The following is a 16753-nucleotide window of genomic DNA, read 5'->3' on the forward strand; positions in this document are numbered from 1 at the left end:
TCGGCCAAATAAGGATAAGAAATGAAGGCATTACTCGCATCACTGGACTGGCGCTCTGCGGGGCAGGGCATCCGCAGCTACCGCGGTCAGGGTATCGGCCCGCCGCTGATTATCGTCATGCTGTTGGCCATGGTGGTCGTGCCTCTGCCGCCACTGGCCCTCGATGCCTTGTTCACTTTCAATATCACGCTTTCCATCGTGATTTTGATGGTCACCATCTATGTGATGCGACCGCTGGATTTTGCTGTATTCCCAACCGTCATCCTCATGGCGACCTTGTTGCGGCTGGCCTTGAACGTCGCTTCCACCCGCGTAGTGCTCCTGCACGGCCAGAATGGCCCGGACGCAGCCGGTCATGTCATCGGTTCATTCGGTGAGTTTGTCATCGGTGGCAACTACGCGGTCGGTATCGTCGTGTTCATCATCCTGATGCTGATCAACTTTGTTGTGGTCACAAAAGGCGCCGGCCGGGTTTCCGAAGTGACCGCGCGCTTCACCTTGGATGCCTTGCCCGGTAAGCAAATGGCGATCGACGCGGATCTGAACGCAGGCATCATCAATCAGGAACAGGCAAAACTCCGGCGTGAAGAAGTCGCCTCCGAAGCCGACTTCTACGGTTCGATGGATGGTGCCAGCAAGTTCGTACGCGGGGATGCGGTCGCGGGGATTTTGATCGTCTTCATCAACGTATTCGGTGGTCTGCTTATTGGCGTACTGCAACACGGGATGCCGTTCGGGCAGGCCGCGCAGACCTATGTTCTGTTGACCATCGGTGACGGTCTAGTCGCAACCATTCCTTCACTTTTGATCTCGACCGCCACGGCCATTATCGTGACGCGGGTAGCTTCATCGCAGGATATGGGTAAGCAAGTCCAAACCCAGATGTTTTCCGACCCACGCGTGTTGGGTGTGGCTGCCGGGCTGATGGCGGGCTTGGGTGTTATTCCCGGTATGCCGAATGTCGCTTTTTTGACGCTTGCCGCACTCGCAGGCTTTGGTGCCTACCTGATTGCACGCAAGAAGCAGGAAAAGGCTCAGCTAGAAGCCCAGCAGCAGGCGGTTCCCGATAAAAAACCGGAACTGAAAGAATTGACCTGGGACGATGTGCCGCCGGTGGATGTGATTGGGCTTGAAGTGGGGTACGGCCTGATCCCCTTGGTCGATCGCAATCAGGGCGGGCAACTCATGCCGCGTATCAAGGGCGTACGCAAGAAAATATCGCAGGATCTGGGGTTTCTGGTTTCTGCCGTGCATATTCGCGACAACCTCGATCTGAAACCGGGTGAATACCGAATCAGCATCAACGGGGTGCCGATGGGTGTGGCAGAAATCTATGCAGACCGGGATATGGCCATCAATCCCGGTCAGGTTTCCGGCCCGATCGCGGGCATCAAGACCATCGACCCGGCATTCGGTCTCGAAGCGTACTGGATCGAGCGCAATACCAAGGAACACGCGCAGGCCATGGGCTACACCGTCGTTGACCCCGCCACCGTCATCGCGACGCATTTGTCCCAGATTCTCACCGAGAACGCCGCCGATCTGTTCGGTTATGAAGAAGCGCAGCAGTTGATCGATACCTTGAAAGAGGGCGCGCCCAAGTTGGTCGAGGATCTGGTGCCGAAAACGCTCGGGATGACCACGATCGTTCAGGTGCTGCGTAACCTGCTGGAAGAACGGTTACCGATTCGCGACATTCGAACCATCGCCGAAACGTTGGCGCGTCACGGACAGCACACGCAAGATGTTTCCCAATTAACCGAAGTTGTACGGATCGCCCTGGGGCGGATGATTGTTCAGCACATCAACGGCCTGTCGCCCACCCTGCCGGTCATCACGCTCGACCCGCAGCTAGAACAGCTGTTGCTCAACTCGACACAGCGGCCCAATGGGGGGCAGGACGGCACGCCGGGCATCGAGCCGGGTCTGGCCGAACGCCTGCATCAATCCCTGCGTGAAGCGGCGGAAAAGCAGGAGCAGGTGGGGCAACCCTCCATTTTGCTGGTCGCACCGCAAATTCGTAGCTGGTTGGCACGAATGGTGCGTTACTCCATTCGACAGTTACACGTATTGAGCTACAACGAAATACCGGACAACAAAGATATCAAGGTCGTGGCCAGTGTCGGGAATCAGCGAGCGGTCGCTTAACGGCGTTCGCTGGCGGTTTACGGGGCCGGCATCAAGCGCGAGGGAGCTAGGGTATGAAAATCAAGCGAATTATTGCAGGTGATATGCGGGAGGCCATGCGGCAGGTTCGTCAATTATTTGGCGACGACGCGGTGATCCTGTCCAATCGTCCCTGCCCGGAGGGTGTGGAGTTGGTTGCGGCCATCGATTTTGATGAGCAAGCCATTCGCCGTGATGCGGGCCGACAGGCGCCGTATCGAGTGGCAGGCACTTCACCGGTTGATTTGGCGCCGCCTTCACGGTTGCCTCCGGAAAAATCCGCCGTTGCAACTGAACCCAATCAAGTGACCGCCGACTTATTGGCGGCCCGTCAGCGGCGGCAAATGCAAGAACAGCTTTCGGTGGCGGAACAAGCGGTCGCGCAAGTGCCCGCTGGTCCATCTTCGGCGGCAGAACCGATTCAGGATCCGTTTGCCGAGGCCTTGGCCGAGTTCAATGACTCAAAGCAAGTCAACTCTTCCAGCAAGGCACAATCCTCAGCGGCACGAGCCGAGCCGCGAGATTTGCGTGGTCATTGGCGCGAAACTTCCGATACTAAGTCGCCCGCAGCCCTCAACGAGCTCAAGGCCGAAGTGGGTCAGTTGCGTGCGCTGTTCGAGCGTCAGCTCGACGTGCTGGAATGGCACCGGTACAGCGCTGCCCACCCGGCAGAACTAGAAACCTGCGAGCGGCTGGAAACGCTGGGTATCCCCAAAGGATTGGCCAAGAAATTGGCGCAGGATGCCGCACGACAGGAGCCGGATCGAGCTTTATCCGCTGCGCTCAAATCACTGGGGGAAGACATCACCGCACCGGCGCAAAGTGCCTTCATGCAAGGCGGTATGTTTGCCTTCATCGGGCCGACCGGTGTGGGCAAGACCACCACACTGGCCAAAATTGCGGCACAGGCGGTCCTTGCCCACGGGCGGGATTCTGTTGCACTGATCACCACGGATCGATTCCGAATCGGTGCCCAGGAGCAATTGCGTAACTACGCGCGTATCTTGAATATACCCCTGCATGTTGCTCGCGACGAGCAGCATCTGGCTGAATTGTTGCCCGCAGTTTCGTCCAAGCGTTTGGTATTGATCGACACGGCGGGCATGTCCCCGCGTGACATGCACATGATGGATGCCCTGAAGAAACTGCCGGTTATCAATGAGCGGCTGAACGTGTTGCTGGTCTTGTCGGCTCAGGCGCAGTACAGCGCAATGACCGATGCGATTAACCGTTTTCAAGTATTGCCGCTTGCGGGTATGATTTTGACGAAGCTCGATGAGACTATCTTGCTCGGTAGCGCGTTGGCCGCTTTGATCCACGGTGGGTTGCCGTTGGTTTGCACCGGTGTCGGTCAGCGGGTGCCGGAAGACTTGTGGTATCCGACCACGGCCGATCTGATCAAGCAGGCCATCGAACTGGGTCAGGGCGAACGGGCGCGCGCCGATTCGGAGTATTCCGCCAGCCAACCCGCTTCCTGGTCAGTCGGGGCGTAATTTTTCGCGTCAGGTTCTCGATGAAACCTGACCCTCATTTTCAGGCAGAGATTCATGCAAAACCAACCTGTACGCGTGATCGCGGTGACCAGCGGCAAAGGCGGCGTCGGGAAAACCAATGTGTCGGTCAATCTCTCTGTTGCTCTGGCTCGCCGAGGGCATCGGGTGCTGTTGATGGATGCCGATCTGGGGTTGGGCAACGTGGACGTGTTGCTGGGACTGAAATCCAATCAAAATCTCAGCCACGTACTTTCTGGCGAGGCTTCGCTCGACGATATTCTGCTGGAAGGGCCACAAGGCATTGGTGTCTTGCCCGCATCCAGTGGAATCAAGCACATGGCGGAGTTGTCCGCTGCCGAAAATACCGGTTTGATCCATGCTTTTGCTGGTCTGCAAAGACCGACCGACATCATGGTGGTTGACACCGCAGCCGGCATTGCCGATTCTGTGATTCGTTTTGCGCAAGCCGCGAACGATGTGGTCGTGGTTGTCTGCGATGAACCAGCATCGATCACCGATGCCTATGCCATGATCAAAGTGTTGTCGCGCGATCATGGGGTTCAACGCTTTCAGGTTGTGGCTAACATGGTTCGTGATACGACTGAGGGGCGACGATTGTTTGAAAAGCTCAATGCGGCGGCAAGCCGTTTTCTGGATGTGACTCTGATTCACTTGGGCTCGGTGCCCTTCGACGAGTATCTTCGTCGTGCGATTCAACGTCAGAAGCCGGTCATTGAAGTCTTCGGCGGTGCGCGGTCATCTCGCGCTTTCGTCGAAATGGCTGACCAGATCGGGCGTTGGCCCGAGCCGCGTGGTGTGCAGGGGCACCTGCAATTCTTCATTGAACGGCTCATCAATTCAGAAATGGATATGGAAGCCTTTTAATGAATGTGCGAGCCATGTACACCAATGTGCAGCGTGGTGGTGCAGAAACGGTGGTCGCCGAACACGCGGGCCTGGTGAAACGAATCGCTTTCCACCTGATGAACCGACTCCCTGACCATATTCAGGCGGAAGACCTGATTCAGGCGGGTATGATCGGTCTGCTCGAAGCATCCAACCATTACGACGCTGCCCAGGGCGCTTCATTCGAAACTTATGCTGGCATACGCATTCGTGGGGCCATGCTCGACGAAGTGCGTCGCAACGACTGGGCGCCGCGTTCTGTACACCGGCGACATCGGGAAATTGCCCAGGCCGTGCACGAAATCGAAACGCGTACTGGTTGCGAGGCCAAGGATGCCGACGTGTGCGAACTTCTGGGTATCAGCCTCGATGAATATTACGAAGCATTGAACGATTCGGTTCAGGTGCGCCTCACCCCACTTGACGCCGGTGGTGAAGAGCACAACGAAACCATCGATGTGGTCGATCACCGGGATCAACCCGATCAGCACTTGGGCCATGAGCGTTTTCATGAAGACCTTGCCCTGCATATTGCGGCCCTGCCCGAACGCGAGCGATTGGTGATGTCGCTCTACTACGTCGATGAATTGAATCAGAAAGAAATCGGTGCGGTACTCGGCGTATCTGAATCCCGCGTTTGCCAGATTCAAAACAAGGCTATCCTGCGGCTAAAATCCTCACTCAAGGATTGGCGTTAATCCAGCCTTAAAATTAAACAATTGGCACGTTCTGCCGACAACACGCATGATTCACCAAAATCCTGATGACATAGAGGCCATATAAATGGATCTGAACATGAAAATCCTCGTGGTGGACGACTTCTCCACCATGCGGCGCATTATTAAAAACCTGCTGAAGGACCTTGGTTTTAGCAATATTGAAGAAGCCGATGACGGCACAACAGCGTTGCCGATGCTCAAACACGGGCATTTTGATTTTCTGGTGACCGACTGGAACATGCCGGGCATGACGGGGATCGACTTGCTCAAAGCGGTGCGGGCCGATCCGGCCTTGTCGACCTTGCCCGTGCTGATGGTGACCGCCGAGGCCAAACGGGAACAGATCATCATGGCGGCTCAAGCCGGGGTAAACGGTTACATCGTCAAACCCTTCAATGGCCCGACTCTGAAGGAAAAGATCGACAAGATTTTCGAGCGGGTCCAAAGCTGACCCACTCGAGTTTTTTCGCTTCGGACTGTAAACGCGGCCTCGTCATGTTTAACCATACCCGCTGTTATCGCATGTTTGGAAGAGCGGGGTTTGTTCAGGAATGCATCTAAATGGATGAAGAAGAAAAACGTGTCCGACTGAACCAGGCCAGAGCTTTGCTCGCGGCGGCTGAGGCGGGTGACGAAGCTGATTTTGAACGTCAACTGGCCGCACTGACCGCAGGTCAGCGGCAACCGGTGTTCGAGCAGGTAGGGTTGATGACGCGTGAAGTCCATGAAGCCTTGATGGCGTTTGCATTGGATGAACGTCTGGACCGCATGGCGGAAGCCGAGATGCCCGATGCCCGGGATCGGTTACGGTATGTGATTTCTCTGACCGAGCAGGCGGCAACACGCACCCTGGCGCTGGTCGAGGAAGCATTCCCGGTAACGGAACGGCTTATCGAGCGTTCCGAACGGTTGCAACAACAATTGGCTCAAGTTGCACAAAGGGAGGCCGATAACCGAAGGCTGGTTGAGGTAATCCACACCATTTCAGACTATCTCGATTCGGTTCTGGGTAGCGGTAATACGCTCAAAAGTCAGTTGACAGAAGTCATGATGGCGCAGGAATTTCAGGATTTGTCCGGTCAGTTGTTGATGCGAGTCATCAACCTGCTCGAACAGCTTGAATCAAAAATGGTGAGTCTGCTGCATCTCACCAGCCCCGAGACCGTTTCGGGCGACAGGCAGAAAAAGGACGGCGATATGCATGAGGATCTGCAAAGAGGCACGGGGCCTGCTTTGCCCAAAGCCTCATCAGACGTGGTGAAAAGCCAGGATGATGTGGATGATCTGTTGGCCAGTCTGGGGTTTTGACCGAGTTTTAGCGCAGCGCACAGAGGATTTAGGCGATGGCATTCGATGCAGACAATGAACTGTTGCAGGACTTTCTGATTGAAGCGGGTGAGTTGCTGGACGCACTGGATACCCAACTGGTTAGCTTGGAGCAGATGCCGGACGACAAGGATCTGCTCAATGCCATTTTCCGTGCTTTTCATACCATCAAGGGCGGCGCTGGCTTTCTTGAAGTAACGCCGCTGGTCGAGGTGTGCCACCGAGCCGAGGATATCTTTAATTTATTACGCAACGGCGAACTCAAAGTGACACCCGCCATCATGGATGTGATGCTAAGGGTGCTCGACGCGCTTAACACCATGTTCGCCAACCTGCGTGCCGGCGAGTTTCCCGATTCGGTCGGAGCGCCCTTTCTAAAGGAAATCGAGGCACTTTCCAGTTCACAGAAACCCTCTTTGGCAGCACCGCAGGCGAATGCTGCTCCTGCCGTCCCGCCAACCCAGGCGAAGCCCGCACCCGTCGTGCAACCGGATATCACTCAGCCTGTGGTCGGTTCGTCTGTCGATTTCGAATTCGATCAGATGTTGCGCGATCTCGAATCGGCAGAGCAGACCCAGGTTCAGGCTCAAACAGATGCTTCGGCTGCCGACGATTTGATTACCGATGAAGAATTTGAAGCATTACTCGATCGTTTGCATGGTAAAGGTCAGTTTTCTCCCCAGGCTGTCGTCGAAGAGTCAAAACCGTCGGCGGAAGCATCGGCTGCGAGCGATGAGATTACCGATGAAGAGTTCGAACGTGTGCTGGATTCCTTGTACGGGAAAGGGCAGGGGCCTACCAGTGTGTCCGTGACGCAAACCGAGGCAGCCCCGGCGGAAAAAACAGTCGAAAAGTCGACCGAACCTGCACCCGTTGATATGGCGTCCGCCCAACCCATTTCGGCAACCGCCCCTGTAGACAAGGCCAAACCGGCGCCGGAAAAAGACAAGCCACAACACGTGGCAGAAGCGCCCAAACAGGAAACCACCGTGCGCGTGGATACGGAACGGCTGGACTTCATCATGAATCTGGTCGGCGAGCTGGTTTTGGTTCGCAATCGGATGAATACGCTCAAGCTCAGTTTCGAAAACGAAGAAGTGACCCAGGTCATTGCCACATTGGATATGGTGACTTCCGACCTGCAAGGCGCGGTCATGAAAACCCGTATGCAGCCGGTCAAGAAGGTATTCGGCCGTTTTCCACGCGTGGTGCGCGATACGGCCCGCGCGCTCGGCAAACAGGTCGAGTTGGTGCTGATCGGCGAGGATACCGATCTGGACAAGAATCTGGTCGAGGCGCTGGCCGATCCGTTGATTCACCTGGTGCGAAATTCGGTGGATCACGGTATCGAAATGCCCGACGTGCGGGAAGCACAGGGAAAACCGGCTCAAGGAACCGTCACGCTTTCCGCCGCACAGGAAGGTGATCATATTCGCCTGTCGATCAGTGATGATGGCGCCGGTATGAATCCCGAAGTGCTGCGTCGCAAAGCCGTTGAAAAAGGCCTGATGACTCAGGATGCCGCTTCACGGTTAACCGAGCAGGAGTGCTTCGAGTTGATTCTTTTGCCCGGTTTCTCCACCAAGGATCAAATCTCGGATATTTCCGGCCGTGGTGTGGGTATGGATGTGGTCAAGACGGCGATCACGCGTTTGTCCGGTTTGATCAACATTGAATCGGAACAGGGTGTGGGTACGACCATCAATATCAAGGTGCCCCTCACGCTGGCCATTCTGCCAACCTTGATGGTGGTGGTCAGTGGCCGCAAGTATGCGATTCCTTTGGGCATTGTGTCCGAGATTTTCGAAATGGCCGACAAAGAGATCAATGTGGTTGATGGTCAGGCCACCATTATCGTGCGCGATCGCGCGTTGCCGCTGTATCGTTTGAATCATTGGCTGGCGCTCAAGGGCGAAACCCTGACAGGCCGTGGTGCAACCGATCTTGTGGTCATGGTTCAAGTGGGCGCTCAGTTGATCGCACTCGTGGTGGACTCCGTCATCGGTCAGGAAGAAGTGGTGATCAAACCGCTCGGCGAGTTGCTGCATAACGTGGGCGGCTTTGCCGGAGCGACGATCACGGGTGATGGTCATATCGCGCTGATCCTCGATTTGCCCGGATTGATGCGTCGCCATATCCCGGCTCGCCCGAAACCCAAGCTCAAGGTAGTGGCATAGCATCATGGCTGTCGGCGTTCTGATTGTTGATGATTCGGTCTTCTTCCGCCGCGCACTGCGGGAATTGATTTCGGCTGACGATCGGCTGACCGTTGTCGGTGAAGCCGCGAATGGTCGGGAAGCGATTCTCAAGGCCTGTCAGCTCAAACCCGACATTATTACGATGGATGTGGAAATGCCGATCATGGACGGTATTTCTGCCGTTCGGGAGATCATGAATCGTTGCCCGACGCCGATCATGATGCTCTCCTCATTGACCAAGGCGGGTGCCGTGGCAACGCTTGAGGCACTGGATGCCGGTGCCGTCGATTTCTATCCCAAAAGTTCGAGCGATGCCAAGGAAGCTCTGGGCGATGGCGCGCGTCTGCTCACAACCCGGCTGCGTCTGTTGGCGGCGCGTAAACAGCGCCAGGCGATTGTGACTCAGGCAGCCGCGCGAGGGCCATCCACTGTTGCTACACATCATGCAGAGCAAGGCGTTATCGGTCGTCGTGGGCTCGTTGTGATCGGGTCTTCTACCGGCGGCCCGGCCGCCTTGCAGGCTGTACTGCAAGAGATTCCGGCCAATTTCCCCGTGCCGATTGTAATTGCCCAGCACATGCCGGCGTCATTTACCGGCCCGTTCGCGAGCCGTTTGAATGGCAGCATGGCGTTGAACGTGGTTGAGGCTAAGGATGGTATGCCTCTGGTTGCCGGTACGGCGTATATTGCGCCCGGTGGTAAACATGGTGAGGTTCTGTGCCGGGCGGGTGCTTTGGTCTTTGCTGAACGGGAACCTGCTGTGGGCGAGAATTTTCGTCCCAGCGTCAGTTTCCTGTTCCAATCGGCCGCTCAGGCGGCCGGTCCCGATGTGCTGGCCGTTGTGCTTACCGGTATGGGCGATGATGGCACCGAAGGCGCACGGGTGGTCCGGGCGGCCAGCGGCCATGTCTGGGCGCAGGATCAGGCCAGCAGCGTGATTTATGGCATGCCCGCCGCCGTTGCCAAAGCGGGCTTGACCGAGGCCGTGTTGCCGCTCAAAGAAGTGGGCGCGGCCATATCCAGGAGTGTGCGATGAATATCTGGGCCGTAGCAAATCAGAAAGGCGGTGTCGGCAAAACCACAACCAGTGTTTCCCTGGCCGGTTTGCTGGCGCAGCAAGGACAAAGAGTGCTGCTGATCGACATCGATCCGCATGGCTCGATGACAACCTATTTCGGCATGGAGCCGGATGCCCCCGGGGCGAGTGTGTACTCGTTGTTCAAGGCGGCGGCGGAAGGGGCTGTGCTCAATCCGCTTCGCGTGATCCATCCCACCGCATTCGAAAACATCAGTCTCATGCCTGCGGCAACGGCTTTGGCGACGCTGGATCGCCAGTTGGGCAAACAGGAAGGCATGGGGCTGGTGATCAAGCGCGCTCTGGAGACCCTGAGTGATCAGTTTGATGCCGTGATTATCGACTGCCCACCGATTCTTGGGGTGACGATGGTCAATGCGCTCGCCGCCGCCCAGTTTCTGTTGATTCCCGTGCAGACTGAATTCCTTGCCCTGAAGGGATTGGAGCGGATGCTCAAGACCTTGGGCATGGTGCAGCGCTCACGCAAACACCGCCTGGACTATCTGATCATCCCGACAATGTACGATCAGCGCACGCGTGCTTCCCGCGACACATTGCAAGTCTTGCAGGATCGATATCACGGATCGGTTTGGTCTGAATTTGTGCCCATCGACACGCTGTTTCGTGAAGCCAGTCGTCTCGGTAAGCCCTTGTCCTACCTGCAACCGGAAAGTCGCGGCAGTCTGGCGTATGCCCATTTGTTAACCCTGTTGCAAAAACCCAAACCCGCATCGGGCAATGTGGCGGTGCGGTCCGAGCCGGCCAGCACGAAAATCACCGCCAATGGTCTGGTCGAAGGGGTGATGCCATGAAAACTCATCACGCAGATCCGTATGACAAACACGCACATCCCTTGGGGCTTGCCGATCAGGATGCAGCGATTGACGCCTATCTCGATGGATTGCTCCGGGATCCGGAGAATGAGCCCTATTGGTCAGCCGATACCATGGATGTGGTTGATGATTACGACGACGGTTTTTCCGCAGAAGCCGTGCAAGATTTCGAGCAGGTCAAGCGTCCGGTTGGCTTGTCGCTCGTTGATTTGTCCAAATATAAAACAGTTGTGATTAATGAGCAGGTGCCAGAAGAACAGACATCGAACTTGCCACAACCAGAAGAACCGGCTTCTGATGCGCTATCCCTGGAAATGCTGGCCAAGGAATCTATCGAATTGCCCGAGGAAGGCGAGGCGGCCGTTTCGGTCCCCCAGGCCGAACCTGCGGTAGAAGTTGTTGCGGCAACCACGCAAAAGGTGGGATCAAATTGGCGGGTCTTTGCCCTTGGGCATCTGAAGGTTGCGCTGCCCAGCACAGAAATTTTCGACATTATTGACGGTGCATCCTTGCGCCCGATTCCGGGGGCACCGGCCAGTGTGGCAGGTGCCGTCCGTTATCAGGATCGGTCACGAATGGTTCTATCGCTCGATGCCTGGCTGCCGAAGGTGACGGGTGATGCGCGAGTCGTTCTACTGGGCGCGCAGGGGCTATGGGGTGTCCGTGTTGGGGCGGAGCTGATCGACTTGACTTGGGATGAGGCTGAGACGAGTTGGCGCGATGCGAGCGAACGTGGTGCCGGACGCCCCTGGTTAGCGGGCGTCAATCGCGCAGCGGGCGTGGCGTTCCTTGCCGTCGATTCCCTGCGATCTGCGTTGAATAACCCTCGTTGAACCTACCGGAAGAGTGAATCATGAGCCAGAACGATTACAGCATAATGGAAGACCAACTCAACGACATGGGGTTGGAGCAGGGCCCGACTGTGGTCACTCGCTGGGTCTCCTTTACCGTGGCCGATGAAACCTATGCCTTGAATGTGCTCGATGTGCAGGAAGTACTGCGTGCCGCAGAGATTACCCCGATACCGGGCGCTCATCCGGCCATTCGGGGAATCATCAATCTGCGCGGGAATGTCGTGACGATTCTGGATGCGCGCATTTTCTTCTCCTTGCCTGAAAAGCCGTTTGACGATGACAGCCGCATCATGGTGGTTGAGTTGCGTTCGGGTGAAGTGGCCGGGATCGTCGTCGACAGTGTGGCCGAAGTGATTGCGCTGGATGAGGAGCTCGTGAATGAGGCCAAGCGCTCGGGTAGTGACGAGGGGTCGTCGCATATCCTTGGCGTGGTGACCCAGCAATCCGAGAAAGGTAACGACAAATTGATTATCCTTGTCGATCTCAAAGGATTATCGGATCTCGGTGAAAAATGAATCAATACTGGTTGATCGGTGTGGCAGCTGCCGCTCTGGTGCTGGCTGTGGTCTCTTTGATCGCAATCGCACGTCTTCAGTCCGCGCTCAAGGCGCAGACCAGCAACGCCCGTTGGTTGCAGGCGCGGATGGAACGGATCGAGAACGAACAAGGTTCGATTGAGTCTGCACTGGCCGGATTGGGGCGGCACATGGATGGTTTCGACAAGAAGCTCGTCCAGCAGGCCAAGCAGATGGAGCATGTCCAAACGCGTTTTGAAAGTGTCACTGCCAGTGATTCAACCGAACGCGGTTTCGAGCATGCCTTGCGTCTCAGCGCGCAAGGCCGCGTGACCCTACAGGAGCTTGTCGACGATTTCGGTTTGTCCGAAAGCGAGGCGCAGTTGCTGTTGCGTATCAATCAACCCAATGCCGGTACAAGGGCAGGTTGAAGACCGGCGGGGCCTTCTGATATGTTCACTCCGGCGGCACGGCCGGTAATCAATTTCTTTTTCGTCCCGGAAACAGGTTCTCCCGCCATCGAAACCATTTAAGTTGAAGGCTTAGATTCTGTGCCGTTTTTTCAGCCAGTGCCTGGCTGCGTTGGCTGAAGCAGGAAGCGTAACGCCATTGCGAAATCAACTGCTGGGTCTGTCTGATTGCTGCCGCGTAATCGGGCAGGGACTGTTCCGCCCGCCGACAGTAGTCCTGCAGGGTTTCGCCCGGTTGACGCGTAATGCCCAATCGGGAAAGCTCATTTGAAACGGCGAACCACGCGCGATCGACGGGTGGCATTTGTTTTTCCGGGCGGCCAAGATGCCGCCACAAGCCGAAGATCATAAGCCACGCGATTGCGACGACAATAAAAGCGAATCCAAGCCTGCCCCACTGGCCGAGCTTTTCCAGACCAAACCATTGCAGCAGATCGGTCTGGGTGCTGCCGCTGTAACCGAGCACATACTGGTTCCAGCCATTCTCCACTCGATCGCCCAGTAACGACCATTGACGGGCCAGGCTGTCATCACGGCGCAGCGCGGCAGGTAAGGCGGCGTCTTGTTGGGCGGCTTGCGCGATGCCGTCGGTAATGCGTTCCGGGGCAACGGTTTGGGTTGGATCGACGCGTATCCAACCCTCGCCTTTGACCCAGATTTCGCTCCAGGCATGGGCATCGGCCTGACGAACCAGCAGATAATCGCCGTTGACTTCGCCGCCTTGATAACCCGTCACGATTCGGGCGGGAACCCCGGCGGCGCGCATCAGTAGGGTGAACGCACTAGCGTAATGTTCGCAATAACCGCGTTTGGTATCGAACAAAAAGGCATCCATTCGGTTTTGCTTCGGCAGTTTGCCCGGCGTGAGGGTGTAGCTGAATCCTTGCGAGCGAAAGTAGTTCAACGCCCGGTCACGAATCTCGAGCGGGGCAAGCCCTTTCCATTGGGCTGCCAGTGCCTTGAGTTCGGGGTCGCCGGCGGGCAAGGCCAGGTTGCGTTCGCGGGTGTCGGCCGATAATCGGCGTTCGTCGAGGTGATAACTCAGCGCCGAGGTAACGGTATAGCGGTAGCGATCATTGAGTGGGCGAAGCGAAAACAGACTGCCGGTATCACTCAGAACGGATCGCGGCGGCAGCACCGTCGCCATGGCCAACGTGGGTAAAAACCGACGATCGGAGGGTTCCAGCGTGACGGTGTATTCAACGGCACTGGTCGGGTCAACGCGCACGTTTGGCGCCCGCACGGAGCGGAAAATATTGGGGATATCCGCATGCCAGGTGTTGCTTGTCTCATCGCTCATGACCAATACCCGCCAATAGCGCTTAGCGGGCGGAATCATCGCGCCATTAAAGTGGACGCGAAATGCCGGTGTCGGATCGGTAGACAGCCGCTCAAACTCGCCTGCGGTCAGTTGATCGGATAACCCCGTTCGGGCTTGTGCAGATACAGGTTGTTTGGTGCCCCATAAAGCCCCCGGTGGGCGAGGAAAAAGTAAAAAAAGCAGAAGGGCAATCGGCAATCCGGCCAGCATCAGGCCGGCAGCCGCCTTGATGCGTGGCTTGATCAGGCGGATGTTCGGGTTGCTCAAACCAATCCAGGCTGTGACCAAGCCCGCGAACAACCCGAGGGAAATCAAGGCGGTGAATATGCCTTGGTCAAAGAGCAGCAGACTGACGATCAGGAAGAACCCCAACAGCAGCAGCGCGAACTGATCCCGCAGTTGCCGGGTTTCGAGCAGTTTGAGCAGGGCACCGAGCGTCAGCAGTGTGACGCCGGGATCACGCCCCCAAAGGCTATGGTAGGTGAACAGCACCAGCAAGCTGATAACCATGGCCAGCAAAATCAGTAGCGGTTGGGTCGGCAAGGGCCAGCCACGCCATTCGTGCTGCAAGCGCCAGATCAGTCCGAGCAACACTAGGGGTATGGCCCAGATGGGCATATGGGGCAGATGAGCGGTGATGGCGAGGGCAATCACGATACCCAGGGGACGATCCAGGGGCTGTATCTTGTTGTTCATGAAGCGTGGCGTGGGTTGTGCGCGGGGGAAAACAGGGTCAGCGCTTCGAGACAATGCGTGACATGGGTTGAGTCTGCACCGTGTCGATCCGATTCGCCTGGTAGTTTGAGTGTGAACGCACGGTGGTCTGCGGCAAGCGACAGAATCCAGCGTGTTAATTGTTGTAGTCGCATTTCCGTATTGCCGGACAACTGACTGTAATCAAGGATGATTTCATCGTGTATGGCTTCGCTCGAATGCCAGTGCTGGGTAACCAGTTGCCCTGATCGGGCGTAGTGCTTGAATGCGATCCGGCTCAAGGCGTCGCCGGGCACATAGGTTCTGAGGTGGTCGAACTGATCGTCGCCGGATTGCAGCGATACGTCTGCATTTTCCGCATGAGCCGGCAGCACATTAGTTGGCAGGGGTGCTTCACCCACGGGTTTGGGATAAACCCACTGCCAATGCGGTAATGATGCCCAGCGGGTTTCGGCGGTCCATAAACCAATGGGATAGCGGGTGGAAAGGACTACGTCTGGCGTCGCATAGCGGCCGCGGGGCATTGGGGGTAAGGGAAGCTCGACCCGCTCCGTTCGGCCAGCGGTCAGATTCAGCGTGAGGGGCTCTGCTTCACCGTTCTGATTGATGGCTTGGATGTGAATCGACGGGTTGTTGAGGCTGCTTTCAATCTGAACCGGCCATGCGCCTGCTTCGCCATCAAAACGCGGCGGCGGGCTAAGCGGCTGAATTTGGCAGCTTTTGAGGTGGCGGCGGGTCTGCCATGCGCTGTTGCCCATCAGGGCCAGAAGCAGAAAACTGATGAAGAAGACCAGATTATTGCCATAGTTGATCGCCGCGAGCAGCATGGCGATCGACAAGGCGATAAATCCAAAGCCGATCTTGTTGGGTCTTATGCGGATTTTCGCAGTGGTCGCCATCAAACAATCCTTGAAGTTCCTTTAGTCGGTGCCACGGAGTCGATTTCTTGGTCAGTTTGGCCAATCTGATCGTAGTCTATCCGACTGCTCTTTTTTATGGGCTTACTTCATGCCGATGTCATCATGGTTTGCTGTTAAAATTAGGGAGGCGCTGATTTATTCAGCGCCTCCCGTTTGGGGCAGGATGCCCCAACACGAACAAAGACGTAAGTCTTTGATTCGTGAGCGCCATCGCGGGCCTGTACCGCGATGAGCGAGCTGATTTATTCCAAGGATGGAATAAATCAGCATTTACTTAGGGAACCTCTGATTGAATCCTTTGTGGCCGAGACGGGCTTTTGAGGGATGAGTCGCAAGGCGCGGCGCGAAACGGGCTTGCGCCAGCTTAATGCGAAGCAGGCGCAAGCCCGCGTTAATGGTTATTCCATTCGTGAGCGGCGCAACACAGCGGGCTTCCGCCAGCTGCGCGTAAATCGCCCTCAAAAGCCCGTCCCATGCGGGTTGCCGCCCAAAAGCCGCAACACTTCGTTATCGGCCTTGGCATCGTAGCGTAAACTACGACCTGCGGCCTCTGCCTCGTTTTGCGGCTTTTGGATCAGCAACTCGGCGGGCTTCGCCAGCTTCGCGTAGCACGAGGGATTCAATCAGAGGTTCCTTAGGGTTCAAGGCCAGTCGGGACGAGCGATCGTTCGTGCTGAACATATCAGGTAACGGGTTTAAGGAAGGAGTCAGCACATGCGTTGGATTGTAATTGGTAGTCTGGCGTTGGCAATGTACATCGTGTACCTGCTGTCGCCCATTCTGACCCCGTTTCTGGCCGGTGCGGTTCTGGCTTATCTGTTCGATCCTCTGGTTACACGGATGGTCGGCTGGAAAATCAACCGTACATTGGGCACCACGGTGGTCTTTTTCGTCATTATGCTCGTGATGATACTGGCGGTACTGGCGTTGGTGCCTGTGATCATCAATCAGGCCGTCAAACTGGTCACCGTATTTCCGAAACTGCTGTCGATGCTCCAGGATCAGCTGGTTCCCTACCTTAACGCCAAGTTGGGTCTCGATATCAATCTCAATTCGGTGACGCAGCTCACGGTTCAGCATGCGCAGGAAATCGGCACTGTGCTGGCAAAGAGTGCTACCGTCGTGTTCGGCAATGGCAGTGCTGTTGTCCTTTCCATGATGAATCTGATCCTGATCCCCGTGATCGGCTTTTACCTGCTGCGTGACTGGCCGCAATTACTCCAGAAAATACAGGCGCTGATGC

Annotated in this window: 16 protein-coding genes; 13 read left to right on the forward strand and 3 right to left on the reverse strand. The window is 56.5% G+C overall.

Annotated features, from left to right (window positions below):
* The first annotated feature begins 21 nt into the window (after positions 1–21).
* From flhA to PHD44_RS07445, 12 genes are all read left to right on the forward strand, one after another.
* A complete protein-coding gene (gene flhA / locus PHD44_RS07390; protein ID WP_300189831.1) occupies positions 22–2148 on the forward strand; it encodes a flagellar biosynthesis protein FlhA in 2127 nt (708 codons plus the stop codon).
* Between the two features lie 53 nt (positions 2149–2201).
* Positions 2202–3659, forward strand: a complete 1458-nt coding sequence (gene flhF / locus PHD44_RS07395; protein ID WP_300189833.1) for a flagellar biosynthesis protein FlhF — start codon at positions 2202–2204, stop codon at positions 3657–3659.
* Positions 3660–3713: 54 nt separating this feature from the next.
* The gene (locus PHD44_RS07400; RefSeq protein WP_300189836.1) at positions 3714–4544 is read left to right on the forward strand and encodes a MinD/ParA family protein; all 831 of its coding nucleotides are present in this window, start codon (positions 3714–3716) and stop codon (positions 4542–4544) included.
* Positions 4544–5263, forward strand: coding sequence for an RNA polymerase sigma factor FliA (locus tag PHD44_RS07405; protein WP_300189838.1), 720 nt, complete (start codon positions 4544–4546; stop codon positions 5261–5263). The genes PHD44_RS07400 and PHD44_RS07405 overlap by 1 nt, the downstream gene beginning before the upstream one ends.
* Before the next feature lie 85 nt (positions 5264–5348).
* Positions 5349–5735 carry a chemotaxis response regulator CheY gene (gene cheY, locus PHD44_RS07410; RefSeq protein ID WP_290676812.1) on the forward strand — a complete coding sequence of 129 codons (387 nt, stop codon included), beginning with the start codon at positions 5349–5351 and terminating at the stop codon, positions 5733–5735.
* Between the two features lie 110 nt (positions 5736–5845).
* Positions 5846–6592 carry a protein phosphatase CheZ gene (locus PHD44_RS07415; protein WP_300189841.1) on the forward strand — a complete coding sequence of 249 codons (747 nt, stop codon included), beginning with the start codon at positions 5846–5848 and terminating at the stop codon, positions 6590–6592.
* Between the two features lie 35 nt (positions 6593–6627).
* The gene (locus tag PHD44_RS07420; protein ID WP_300189843.1) at positions 6628–8787 is read left to right on the forward strand and encodes a chemotaxis protein CheA; all 2160 of its coding nucleotides are present in this window, start codon (positions 6628–6630) and stop codon (positions 8785–8787) included.
* Between the two features lie 4 nt (positions 8788–8791).
* Entirely contained in the window at positions 8792–9844 is a 1053-nt protein-coding gene (locus tag PHD44_RS07425) for a chemotaxis response regulator protein-glutamate methylesterase (protein ID WP_300189844.1), read from the forward strand.
* Positions 9841–10695 carry a ParA family protein gene (locus PHD44_RS07430; RefSeq protein ID WP_300189846.1) on the forward strand — a complete coding sequence of 285 codons (855 nt, stop codon included), beginning with the start codon at positions 9841–9843 and terminating at the stop codon, positions 10693–10695. Before PHD44_RS07425 ends, PHD44_RS07430 begins: the two co-directional genes overlap by 4 nt.
* Positions 10692–11549, forward strand: a complete 858-nt coding sequence (locus tag PHD44_RS07435; protein ID WP_300189848.1) for a hypothetical protein — start codon at positions 10692–10694, stop codon at positions 11547–11549. Before PHD44_RS07430 ends, PHD44_RS07435 begins: the two co-directional genes overlap by 4 nt.
* A 20-nt stretch (positions 11550–11569) precedes the next feature.
* Positions 11570–12085 carry a chemotaxis protein CheW gene (locus PHD44_RS07440; protein WP_300189851.1) on the forward strand — a complete coding sequence of 172 codons (516 nt, stop codon included), beginning with the start codon at positions 11570–11572 and terminating at the stop codon, positions 12083–12085.
* Positions 12082–12516: a DUF2802 domain-containing protein gene (locus PHD44_RS07445; protein ID WP_300189855.1), complete on the forward strand. Its 435-nt coding sequence runs from the start codon at positions 12082–12084 to the stop codon at positions 12514–12516. Before PHD44_RS07440 ends, PHD44_RS07445 begins: the two co-directional genes overlap by 4 nt.
* Positions 12517–12565: 49 nt before the next feature.
* Here the strand turns inward: PHD44_RS07445 and PHD44_RS07450 are convergent, their stop codons facing one another.
* The 3 genes from PHD44_RS07450 to PHD44_RS07460 form a co-directional block, all read right to left on the reverse strand.
* Entirely contained in the window at positions 12566–14572 is a 2007-nt protein-coding gene (locus PHD44_RS07450) for a DUF3488 and transglutaminase-like domain-containing protein (RefSeq protein WP_300189857.1), read from the reverse strand.
* Complete coding sequence (locus tag PHD44_RS07455; protein ID WP_300189859.1) at positions 14569–15489, reverse strand: DUF58 domain-containing protein; 921 nt, start codon at positions 15487–15489, stop codon at positions 14569–14571. The genes PHD44_RS07450 and PHD44_RS07455 overlap by 4 nt, the downstream gene beginning before the upstream one ends.
* A gap of 479 nt (positions 15490–15968) precedes the next feature.
* The gene (locus tag PHD44_RS07460; protein ID WP_300189862.1) at positions 15969–16133 is read right to left on the reverse strand and encodes a hypothetical protein; all 165 of its coding nucleotides are present in this window, start codon (positions 16131–16133) and stop codon (positions 15969–15971) included.
* A 91-nt stretch (positions 16134–16224) separates the two neighbouring features.
* Between PHD44_RS07460 and PHD44_RS07465 the strand changes: the two genes are divergently transcribed.
* On the forward strand, positions 16225–16753 hold a 529-nt coding region (locus PHD44_RS07465), incomplete at its 3' end, for an AI-2E family transporter (RefSeq protein ID WP_300189865.1).

The organism is Halothiobacillus sp., assembly GCF_028710545.1.
In the GTDB taxonomy this organism is placed as follows: domain Bacteria; phylum Pseudomonadota; class Gammaproteobacteria; order Halothiobacillales; family Halothiobacillaceae; genus Halothiobacillus.